Origin of the sequence: Streptomyces hydrogenans (assembly GCF_014656075.1) — a bacterium.
Lineage (GTDB): Bacteria > Actinomycetota > Actinomycetes > Streptomycetales > Streptomycetaceae > Streptomyces > Streptomyces hydrogenans.
In genome coordinates this window covers 42,324-52,194 of record NZ_BNBS01000020.1, presented here as the reverse complement: position 1 = coordinate 52,194, position 9,871 = coordinate 42,324, and the positions used below count along the sequence as shown (strand labels likewise).

General features: G+C 65.6%; 13 protein-coding genes and 1 pseudogene. 10 read left to right on the top strand and 4 right to left on the bottom strand.

What is annotated here, in order from left to right; translation table 11 throughout:
* Positions 1-1,054 precede the first annotated feature (1,054 nt).
* Both IE321_RS11510 and IE321_RS11505 read left to right on the top strand, forming a co-directional pair.
* Entirely contained in the window at positions 1,055-1,330 is a 276-nt protein-coding gene (locus IE321_RS11510; RefSeq protein ID WP_190222744.1) for a phage fiber-tail adaptor protein, read from the top strand.
* A 15-nt stretch (positions 1,331-1,345) separates the two neighbouring features.
* The gene (locus IE321_RS11505; protein WP_190222743.1) at positions 1,346-1,744 is read left to right on the top strand and encodes a hypothetical protein; all 399 of its coding nucleotides are present in this window, start codon (positions 1,346-1,348) and stop codon (positions 1,742-1,744) included.
* A 17-nt stretch (positions 1,745-1,761) separates the two neighbouring features.
* Here IE321_RS11505 and IE321_RS11500 read toward each other — a convergent pair whose 3' ends face one another.
* On the bottom strand, positions 1,762-1,938 hold the full coding sequence (locus IE321_RS11500; protein ID WP_190222742.1) for a hypothetical protein: 177 nt from the start codon (positions 1,936-1,938) through the stop codon (positions 1,762-1,764).
* 27 nt (positions 1,939-1,965) lie between these two features.
* Here IE321_RS11500 and IE321_RS11495 point away from each other — a divergent pair, with 27 nt between their 5' ends.
* Both IE321_RS11495 and IE321_RS11490 read left to right on the top strand, forming a co-directional pair.
* Positions 1,966-2,934 carry a hypothetical protein gene (locus IE321_RS11495; protein WP_190222741.1) on the top strand — a complete coding sequence of 323 codons (969 nt, stop codon included), beginning with the start codon at positions 1,966-1,968 and terminating at the stop codon, positions 2,932-2,934.
* Positions 2,935-2,944: 10 nt separating this feature from the next.
* Complete coding sequence (locus IE321_RS11490) at positions 2,945-4,429, top strand: hypothetical protein (RefSeq protein WP_190222740.1); 1,485 nt, start codon at positions 2,945-2,947, stop codon at positions 4,427-4,429.
* A gap of 69 nt (positions 4,430-4,498) precedes the next feature.
* Here IE321_RS11490 and IE321_RS11485 read toward each other — a convergent pair whose 3' ends face one another.
* On the bottom strand, positions 4,499-5,071 hold the full coding sequence (locus IE321_RS11485; protein WP_308076707.1) for an HNH endonuclease family protein: 573 nt from the start codon (positions 5,069-5,071) through the stop codon (positions 4,499-4,501).
* Between the two features lie 311 nt (positions 5,072-5,382).
* Between IE321_RS11485 and IE321_RS11480 the strand changes: the two genes are divergently transcribed.
* The 5 genes from IE321_RS11480 to IE321_RS11460 all read left to right on the top strand — a co-directional run bounded on the left by IE321_RS11480 (position 5,383) and on the right by IE321_RS11460 (position 7,876).
* Complete coding sequence (locus IE321_RS11480) at positions 5,383-5,724, top strand: hypothetical protein (protein WP_190222739.1); 342 nt, start codon at positions 5,383-5,385, stop codon at positions 5,722-5,724.
* A 1-nt stretch (position 5,725) separates the two neighbouring features.
* The gene (locus tag IE321_RS11475) at positions 5,726-6,214 is read left to right on the top strand and encodes a hypothetical protein (protein WP_190222738.1); all 489 of its coding nucleotides are present in this window, start codon (positions 5,726-5,728) and stop codon (positions 6,212-6,214) included.
* A gap of 458 nt (positions 6,215-6,672) precedes the next feature.
* Positions 6,673-6,927, top strand: a complete 255-nt coding sequence (locus IE321_RS11470) for an endonuclease VII domain-containing protein (protein ID WP_190222737.1) — start codon at positions 6,673-6,675, stop codon at positions 6,925-6,927.
* 9 nt (positions 6,928-6,936) lie between these two features.
* Complete coding sequence (locus IE321_RS11465; protein WP_190222736.1) at positions 6,937-7,713, top strand: hypothetical protein; 777 nt, start codon at positions 6,937-6,939, stop codon at positions 7,711-7,713.
* A gap of 22 nt (positions 7,714-7,735) precedes the next feature.
* The gene (locus tag IE321_RS11460; protein WP_190222735.1) at positions 7,736-7,876 is read left to right on the top strand and encodes a phage fiber-tail adaptor protein; all 141 of its coding nucleotides are present in this window, start codon (positions 7,736-7,738) and stop codon (positions 7,874-7,876) included.
* Between the two features lie 3 nt (positions 7,877-7,879).
* On the opposite strand, the gene IE321_RS11455 is transcribed toward IE321_RS11460, so the two are convergent.
* Complete coding sequence (locus IE321_RS11455; protein ID WP_190222734.1) at positions 7,880-8,245, bottom strand: DUF732 domain-containing protein; 366 nt, start codon at positions 8,243-8,245, stop codon at positions 7,880-7,882.
* A 68-nt stretch (positions 8,246-8,313) separates the two neighbouring features.
* Entirely contained in the window at positions 8,314-9,636 is a 1,323-nt protein-coding gene (locus IE321_RS11450; protein ID WP_190222733.1) for a hypothetical protein, read from the bottom strand.
* A gap of 97 nt (positions 9,637-9,733) precedes the next feature.
* Between IE321_RS11450 and IE321_RS43320 the strand changes: the two are divergent.
* Positions 9,734-9,853 (top strand): annotated as a pseudogene (locus tag IE321_RS43320) (phage fiber-tail adaptor protein); the annotation flags it as partial.
* Between the last annotated feature and the right edge of the window lie 18 nt (positions 9,854-9,871).

The window sequence follows — 9,871 nt, the reverse complement described above, 5'->3', positions numbered from 1 at the left end:
TATGCACCTATGCACCTATGCACCTATGCACCTATGCACCTATGCACCTATGCACCTATGCACCTATGCACCCATGATGAGTGCTAGTGCTACCCCATATGCCATGCACCCCTACCCCTACCCCTACCCTATGTAGGCATAGGCACCTAGGTACCTAGGTACCCAATCCCTACACCCCACACCTATGCGCCATACCTACACACGCATAACCCATGCTTACCGTGCACGCATTGCGCATTCATTTGCGCTTTTGGCTTTTGACTTTCCGCTTTCATGGATTCGATTTCAAATGCGATTTCGAAATCACTTTGAACTTGTATGGCCAAAGCGAACGCTTTAGTCAATGCTGCACAGCGAATCTCATTGCCTCAATGCATGTATGCAATGCGAGTTAGCGAATAGAGTGACATGGGCATATAGGGCCGAAATGGGCACCCTCTCCATATCCAATATGGGACCCTAGCGCCACATCGCAAATGCCATTCCCGATGATGGAGCAAATGGAATGCCGCTTACATGGGACCCTAGCGCGACATCGCAAATGGATTCCCGATGATGGAGCAAATGGAATGCCGCTTGCATGGGACCCATTCCGTACCATCAATTGCGAACCGCCATTCGAGAGTGCAATACACCTCATGTCGCCCGCGGCTGACACGCCGGCCTACTGACCTGCGAATATACGTGGCCAGCTGATTGGCAATCAGACTCCAGTGTCTTGAAATAGCCAAGGGTCATTGCGCCACTCCCGAGCAATGGGACCCCCCGAAACCCGGCACATTGCTACCGCGAATTGCATTCGCACAGCGAAGGTGGGGGGGTATGCGGCGACGTGAATGCATATCGGCCGGTCGACCCCGCCTCCCGACCAGATTTCTCCCCGCAGTGAAAAATTGCACGCTTTGATCAAGGAACATGCAGGTCAGAGGCGTGATCACGCACGGCGGCGGACCGTCGTGGCGAACGAGAGGCCGAGGCCGGTGCGTCGCATGCATAGTCCGCACTCCTGGGCGACCTACCGAGCTTCACGACTGCAAACTGGAGGTGCCTTCCGATGGCTGCCCGCGACCACAAGAAGGACCCGGACGCGGTGCTCGACTGGGTGTGGGATTGGAATGAATGGCTCGACGATGGCGAGACCATTTCCAGTTCGCAATTCATTGTTTCGGTCGGCATTACGGTCGATTCCGAGAGTAATACGACAAAGACATCGACGGTGTGGTTGTCGGGTGGTACTGCGGGCCAGGTTTACCAGGTCACGAACCGTATTGCGACTTCCGGCGGTCGGACGGATGACCGGTCCATCACTATTCGCGTCGTTGAGCGCTGAGAAGGGATATACGACATGGCGGTACGGCTTTCTGCATCGCTCGCCAACAGCCTGTCCGACGCGGTCGATACGGCGCTGGGCAATGCGGGCACGATCAAGATCTACACCGGCAGCCAGCCTGCGACGGCGGACACCGCGGCGAGCGGCACTCTGCTGGCCACGTTCACGCTGGGCTCGCCGGGCTTCGGTAACGCCTCGGGCGGCACGATCACGCTGAACGGCACGCCGCTGACGGTGGCCGCGGCAGCAACCGGTACGGCCGGGTGGTTCCGGATGGCGACGTCGGGCGGTTCGTCGATCCTGGACGGCTCGGTGGGTACGTCGGGGCAGCAGATCAACCTGAACACGACGTCGATCACATCGGGCGTCAACGTCACGATCACCTCGGGCACGATCACGATGCCGACCTCGTAGGTCGGCATCGCACATGTTCAGCTCTCCTTCGCGCACACCTGGCAGGGCTTGAGCCCCAGCTCCGCCTGGGCTTTCTCCTCCGGCACGGCTCCCCACTCTTCAACCGTGTCGAGCCGCCCCGTGAGCCTCGGGCATGCGCCGTCCCAGTGGTAGGCCCTGCGGTGCTCGCCGACGCGGTACATGACTATTCGCATGGGCCGGGAGTGTAGAGGAGGTAGGCGATGGCTATCTCCTTCGTCGGTACCGCTTCGTGGGACTCGGCCGCTTCGAGCGGCAGCTCGTTCACGCTGAACAAGCCGGCCAGCGTCACGACCGGGGACTTCCTCGTCGCTGTCTTCGCGGCCGACACTTTCGATTCGGGTGGCGGCGACCGGACGGTGACGAACCCTTCGGGCTGGACGACGGTGGGGCACGTCTACGGGGGTGCGAACGGCTTCATCCACGTGATGACGAGGACGGCGACGGCGTCGGAGCCGTCGTCCTGGAACGGCTCCTTCACGGGGGGCGGTACGGCGGATCGGGCGGCGATCGTGTGCGCCTACCGCGGTGTCGCCGGCCTGGCGGTCGACGGTGAGTCGAGTACGGGCTCGGCGGCGAGCTTCGCCACGGCGTCGGTGTCGAATCCGGCGGCAACGAACTGGCGGGTGGTCGCCGCGGCGTACTCGTCGGCTTCGACGAGCTACGCCATCGCCTCGAACGAGGTAGCTCTGCGGGACCGGCAGCCGAACTCGAACATCGAGCCTGGCATGTGGGACTCGAACGGGACGGTCGCGACGGGTAGCACGTCGAGGACGGTGTCGCGGGGAGCGGCCTGGGAGTCGGCGATGTCGTGGATCGGCATCCTGGACAACCAGGAGGGTGCGGTCGCGTCGGGCAGTCTCGCCGTGGACCTTCCGCTGCTGTCGGCCGCGGGCTCGGGTGAGCTGAGCTACAGCGCGGCGATGGCGGTGTCGTTGCTGATGCCGTCGATGACGGGTGCGGGGATCGCTTCTCCTCCGTCCGGCACCCTGGCCGTGCCGGTGGTCGTGACGGTCTCGGTGGTGGGTGCATCGGCTGCGCGCGGCTCCCTGGACGTTCTGGTTCTCCCGGTCGTGGACGTTGTCGGTGAGACGCGTCATTTCGGGATCCGCACGGTCACCCCGGAGCGCGAGGAGCGGATCGTGAGGCCGAGGCTCGGCGCCACGGACTGAAGGGGGAACGGTGGCTGTCTCCCACGTCAACACGCAGGTCGGGTCGAGCGCGAGCAGTACCTCGGTAGTGGTCACGAAGCCGACCGGGACTGCTTCCGGGGACCTGCTGACGGCCTTCGTCACCTCGAACTACCAGGCCGTGACCGCCCCCGCGGGCTGGACGAAGCTCGACGACTACGGCATCGAGACCTTCCGGGTGCATGTCTTCCGGAAGGTCGCCGGCGGATCGGAGCCGTCGAGCTTCACGTTCTCGGTGCCGAGCGCGGCGACCCTGCTGTGCCAGGCGTCCGCGTGGCGCGGGGTCGACAACGCCACCCCGATCGACATCGTCCCCGTGCTGTCCGCGTCCTTCAACAGCTCCGAGCCGATGACCACCGAGGCCGCGTCCGGCGGCACGCAGGGACGGATGGTGTACTTCCGGGCGGCGCGGCGCGCCAGCTCGGGTACACCGATCACGTACACGGCTTCCGGCGTCACCGAGCTGTCCGACTCGGGTGTCGCGGCCTCCGGGAATGCGTTCGCCTACTCCGGCGGCCTGTACATGGCCACCAGCGACTACGCGGGCTCGGGCAGCAAGCCCGGCCTCGCGATCACGGCCTCGACGACGGAGACCCACAACGTCACCGTGACGATGGCCATCCGGGCCGGCGGTAACGCGGCGGTCCTGGAGGTCGACCTGCCGTCGATCTCGTCGGTGTCGATGTCGGGCTCGGCGGCCTATCCGGCGACGATGGCGGCGGACCTGCCGCTGCCGGACGTCGCCGTGGACGCTTTCCACGGCTTCTACGAGGGCCCGCTCTCCGCACTGGTCGAGATCGCCGTCAGCATCACGGGGCGCACGGAACCGCGCGGGCCGATGTCGGTGCTGCTTCTGCCGGCCGTCGACATCGGCGGCGAGACTCGCCGCTTCGCCGAGAACGTGGTGACGCCCGAGCGGGACGAGCGGTGGCTCGTCATCACGCAGGAGGGCTACTACCTGGGGCAGCGCAGGGTCACCTTCGTGCCGCTCGTGGTCGAGCTGCCTCTGCTGACGGTGACGATCCTCGCGGACACGAGCCCGGAGGCCCCCTCCGCGGACATCCCGGTCACCGCGTACGACGCGAGCATCTCGACCTCCTTCTCTGCCGGGGCCGCTGCTGCCACGACGAGCGCCAGCTCCATCGCGATGGAGAACGGTGTGCTCGGCGTCTCGGAGTCGATCGACGTCGGCACCAGTGCCGAGGATGCGACAGTCCACTCCCTCAGCACTGTCCGCGTCAACGCGGAGCTGGTCGAGGTCCAGGTCGAGGTGCTGGACGTCACGAACGTGGACGCCTCGGCCGGCGCGGTCGCGGTTACCGCAACTGCTTTCGCGGCGACGATCGCCATCTTCGGCGGCACCCAGGCGAACGCCGGCCAGGCCGCAGCTTCGGTCACGGCAAACGCGGCGACGGTCACGAAGGTGCCGGGCGTCCGCCCGACAGCGGGCCACGCCTCGGTCTCCTGTCACAACTAGGTCGTGTGTTCAAGAAAACGAGGCGTCGCTTCTCAGCTCAAGGGGCGCCTACAAGGAGAGGCCAGACGGCTACGGCGCCGGCTCGTAGGTGACGACAGTGGCGGGGCAGTCTTCGGCGAGCCCGAGGAGGGCGTCGCGCTCGACCTCGTCCGCGGCGAGGTCCCAGCGCAGCTTCGTGCCGACCCAGGTCGCGGCATAGGTGCAGTGGTAGGTGGCGTCCGACGGCAGCCATTCGGCCGGGTCCTTGTCCGCCTTCGAGCGGTTCGACGCCGCGGTGACGGCGATCAGGGTGTCGGGGCTGTCCTGATCGTTCGCGTACGCCTCGCGCCGCTCCGGACTCCACGGGGTCTGCTCGGAGTCGTAGACCTCAGCGAGCGGGACGAAGTGGTCGACATCGAGGCGGGCGGCGTCGGTGACCGTGACGTTGTCGTACTTGCTGAGCCAGGACCCGCCCGTCAGCGCGCAGCGGTCTGCGACCTGGGGTGCTTCGACGGCTTCGGCGAGGATGACCTCCTTGCGGGTGTTGCACCCGTCGCTGCCGTTCAGGCCCTTGTTCCAGTGCTTGTACAGGCGCCGGTCGTACCCCTCACGGTGCTCGGCGGCGATGGGCAGGCGGTCGATGGCCTCGTAGAGCGTCGTCATCACCTGCTCCGGTGCTCCGGCGCCCGGGAGCGGTTCCGGAACGCGGGGAGCCGTATTCGGCAGCAGGGGGCTGTCGGCCGCCGCCGGCAAAGCGGGAAGCAAGGGAAGGGCCGCAAGGAGAAGTGCGGGCAGGCCGCGTCGCATCAGGTTGGTGATCATGCCCGGCGTTCTACATGTCGCCGCGCCTGGCTCGGAAGGCATCCATGCGCGAGGTCACCCGAGTGGGTGGCGGGATTCACCGGAGAAACATCACTGCATGGTGGCGATCGTCATCAGCGTCTGGACGATCCACCGAATGAGAGGGCGCCCGCATGAACTTCATCAAGAGTCTGCTCGGCAGGAAGGTTCCGCTCCTTCAGGCAGAGCAGCGCTGGGAGTGCCCGAACTGCACGCAGACCGACGTGACGCACGAGGCGAAGCCGCACACCCGGTTCCACGTCTGCCGGGGGCTGAAGGGGCTGACCGCCCCGTTCGTCCCGGCCGGTACCCACTGCAAGGTCGAGGCCGTCGAGCGCGAGGACTACATCGGCAGGGAGGCCGTCACCTACGACGGCGAGCAGCGCCCGATCATGCGAGTCGAGACGACCCGCGAAGACGGCAACGACGTGGCGGTGCTGGCACCGTGCGCAACTACACGAAGCGGAGTGAACTGACATGGCATGGTCTGGCAGCGCCATGTTCGTCGAGTGGGCCAAGATGACCCAGGAGGCGAGCGGCACCGGCTACACGGGCCTCGACAGCGACACGGTCAAGGCGGCCCTCTACAACAACAGCATCACCCCGGACAAGGACGCCGCGGTCGGCTCCACCGGGTACAACACCGGCACCTGGGCGAACACCAACGCCCTCAACGACACCGACGGCTCGGATGACTGGCCGGTGGCCGGCATCGCGCTCTCCTCGAAGGCCGTGACGGACCAGGGCAGCGGCGTCGTGATGTTCGACGCGGCGGACACCACCCACAGCAACACGGTGACCATCACGAACGCGTACGGCTGCCTGGTCTACGACGACAGCATCACTGCGGGCACCGTCGCGGACCAGGGCATCAGCTACCACTACTTTGGGGGGGCACAGAGCGTCACCACTGGCACCTTCACGGTCGTCTGGCATGCCAACGGTTTGTTCAGAATAACTGTCTGACCTGCGGATTTACCACTTAGAGTGGTGGGTAAACTGTCCTCATGGGTGACCTTAAGAAGTGTCAGAAGTGCGGTAAGGATCTTGTTTACAGTGGCCGGGGGCGGCCTCCTACGAGGTATTGCTCCCGGTCCTGTAAGGATTCGGTGCAGTGGCGGCACGAGCGCGCTGCCGCGCTTGCCGAGAGGGGTAAGCGGAACTGCCCAGTGTGCGACGCGGATATCCCTGAGTCCGTAACCCTCAGGGCGGAATGCTGCTCCCCCAAGTGCGGTGAGATCCACCAGAATCGCAAGCGGGCTGCGGCGAAGCGCGCAAAGGTCCGAGCGGAGCGTAAGCCGTGCGAAGGGTGCGGCGGGCCGATCCCTGACGAGAAGCACGCGAACGCTAAGTGCTGCTCAGATACTTGCACCAAGCGTGCGTACCGAGAGAAGCACCGCAAGCCCGGTGCCCGCGCCGCATACATGCGCAGCTACCTCTACGGCATCACCGAAGAGGAGTACGTCGTCATGCTGGAGGCGCAGGGTCACGCGTGTGCCATATGCGGCAGCAAGGAATGGCCGGGCAAGGACAATCGACCGCATGTCGACCACTGCCACAGCACCGGCCGCGTCAGGGGCATTCTCTGCGGCAGGTGCAATGTGGCCCTCGGCCTGATGGATGACGATGCCGGGCGCCTGCGCACGGCTGCGGAGTACCTGGAGCGCGAGCGAAGATAGGGGGGCTAGGTGGCGATCTCAGCTGTCGGAGGCACCAAGACCCCCGACCCCTATCCGACCAACACGTCGACCAACACCTCTACCTGCAACATCGCGAAGCCGGGTTCGGTGGTGCCCGGTGACGTGATGCTGGCCTTCATCATCACGGCGAACGCCATCATCACCCCACCCGCAGGCTGGACGCTGATCCACAACTATGTCCACCCGACGGTGTCCTTCGTGACGAACGCCTACTACAGGGTCGCCGGGGGCTCCGAAGGGGCCAGCTACACCTTCACGGACGACAACAGCAACGCCGCTCCCATGTGCGGCGCGATCTACGCCTTCCGGGGCGTCGACAACACCACGCCCGTCGACGCGCAGACGAACAGCAGCACCACGGGTACGGACACCGTCTCCACGCCGAACATCACGACGACGGCCACGTGTCTGCTGCTGCATTTCCGGGCATCGCGGGAGCTGATCAGTGCAGGAAGCACGATCACGTCGGAGCCCTCGTTCACCACAACCGGCGTGTCCACCCGCCTACAGTTCGGCAGCCGCGGCGGCACCGTCGCCTACGGCGGCCGGCTCGTCACCGACGGGGTCGTGCAGGTGGCGCCGGGAACGCACGGCGGAGTCTCGTTCGACGCCAACGACGTCATCACGGCCTCCGTCGAGCGCACGATCGGGCTCCGGGCCGCCGGCGCGGACCTGAGCGCGTCTCCGACTGCGGTGGCATCCGCCACGGGAACGTCGAACAAGCCGACGCCGGCGATACGGCCCCGGGCGCAGGTCATCGGGTAAGGGGGCGGGCCGGTGCCTACCGATGTCCCACGACGCCAGCACGGTGACCGTGCGGCTGTCCGGCGGGGCCCTCGGAACCACCTACGAGGTCGCCTGCCGCATCACGACCAGCCAGGGACGGACCGACGAGCGCACGATCGGGATCCGCGTGACGGACCGGTAGCTGCTACGACCCAGCTTCCGCAGGGCAGTAAGTCTTCACCGCGGCCTGGAAGACGGTCTGGTACTCCTCATCGTCCAACGAGGGGTCCTTGGACTGAATTTGCATAGCAATGCCTTCTGCGAACTCCGGCAGCATGTCGGCCTGCTCGCAGACCTCCCGGCCGATTTTCACGAGCGCGGCATCCGACTTCGCCGAGAGCACCCCGTGCTTATCAAGCAGCGCGAGGAAGGCAGCGTCCTGCTGCTCCGCTGCGCTCTGGGTGCTCTCCTGGGTCACTGCCGCGGGGGCGCCTCCGTCGCTGCTCCCGCAGCCGACTGAAACGGCGCCCACCGCCGCCACGAGGAGAATGCTGACTCCGAGACGGCTCATGGGGCTCTTCTTTCGTGCGAGGTCCCCCTCTGGGGTCATTGTCCTCGCACGACGTCATGCAGCCAACTTCATGGGGTCCACAGTCGGGACACTGGTGGTGACACAGTGGAACCGACCAGCAGCGCCCCTACGCCTCCAGGCACCCCAAGCTCTCCCAGGGCCCAGTCGAGCGAGTCGGCTTCCACGTCGCACATCCTGGCGATGAGGGCGGTCTGCTCGGGCAGCATGATCCGTCTGGGGATCACGATCGTCTCGCGGACCCGGTCGAGGGGAAGCCCACGCCGGAAGCCCTGCGCGATGCGACGGGGCGCGTCATCGTTCGGGGGGAGCGGGAGGGCTCGGCGACCGCCGTTCGAAACGACGATCCCGGCAACGTGGACGTGTTCCGCCAGCAGGGGCTCAAGCAGGTCTGCGAGCGCATCGGTCTTGTCCGCGAGCGACATCTCAGCGAAGGGCGTCCCGAAGTGGAAGAGGCCACTGTGGTCCTCCACCCAGATCCACGCAGTGCCAGCTCCCCTCGTTTTGAGGCACTTGCCACGCACCTTGCTCAGGAGCCTGATGCCCTGGTCGCTCTCCACAACATCCCCGGACAGTTTGGTGCCCTGGGGTGCTATGCCGGGGTGGACGGACAGCCGTCTGCCGGCGTTGCTGAGCACATTGACTGGCTCCCCCGAGTCCGCGCACTGTTGGGCAGCCTCTGTGGTGCGCTCCTTCCAGCTCGCGAAGTCGCTGGCAGCGAGGAGTTCTGGGAAGTCCCCCTCCCAGTAGATTTCACGGCCTCTGTCGAGCGTGAAAAGATGCATCCGGCAGTCGTTTTGGAACCGCTCGTAGTCTTTGAACTTCTGGTCTTCGGCGAAGGTGACAACCTCGATGAAGACCGGGCCGATGCGGACATCACCGGGGCCGCCGCTGGATTTTGACGGCTCCAGCTCAACCTGTTCACCGTGCGCTGCCCCGAGAAGCGCGAGACGGGCCTGCGTCTGGGTGTGCAGGAAGCGGGACTGGGTGACGTCCTGGCGGGCGTCCCTCTTGACCGTGGCCAGCCCGGCCACTCGGGCTTGTTCCAGGTAGGCGTATGCGGCCCACCATCGCACTGCCTCCACCCACGCTCCCCGCGCTCCTCCGTTCATGATCTGGAGCACTGGAGAGAACCTGCCCAGGCCAACGAAGGCGTCGTAGTCCCGGCCGGCAGCAGAAGAAGGGCTTACCGCCCTCGGTAGCCATCGACTGTGGAAGAACTCGGTGAGACCTGCTATCGCGCGCTGAGTCAGGGCATGGCCAGCGGAGGTGAGGTAGTCGGCGCCCTCAGAGCTGCCGAACCATGCCTCCCAGTCGATCGCGCGGGTGCCTTGGTCGATCGCGTGCCATGTCTCTGCGTCACGAGGGTGCATGCCCGCCATCATGGAGGACTCTCGAACCATAGGGTGAAGATTTTTCCGAAGCGCTATGTAGCGCCACCTCGGTCTCTCCAACAGCGAATCCCACGACGCCAGCGTGTGGCTGTCCGGCAGGGTCCTCGGGACTACCTACGAGGTCGCCTGCCGCATCACGACCAGCCAGGGACGGACCGACGAGCGCACGATCGGGATCCGCGTGACGGACCGGTAGGCGACCACGAGCGGCCCT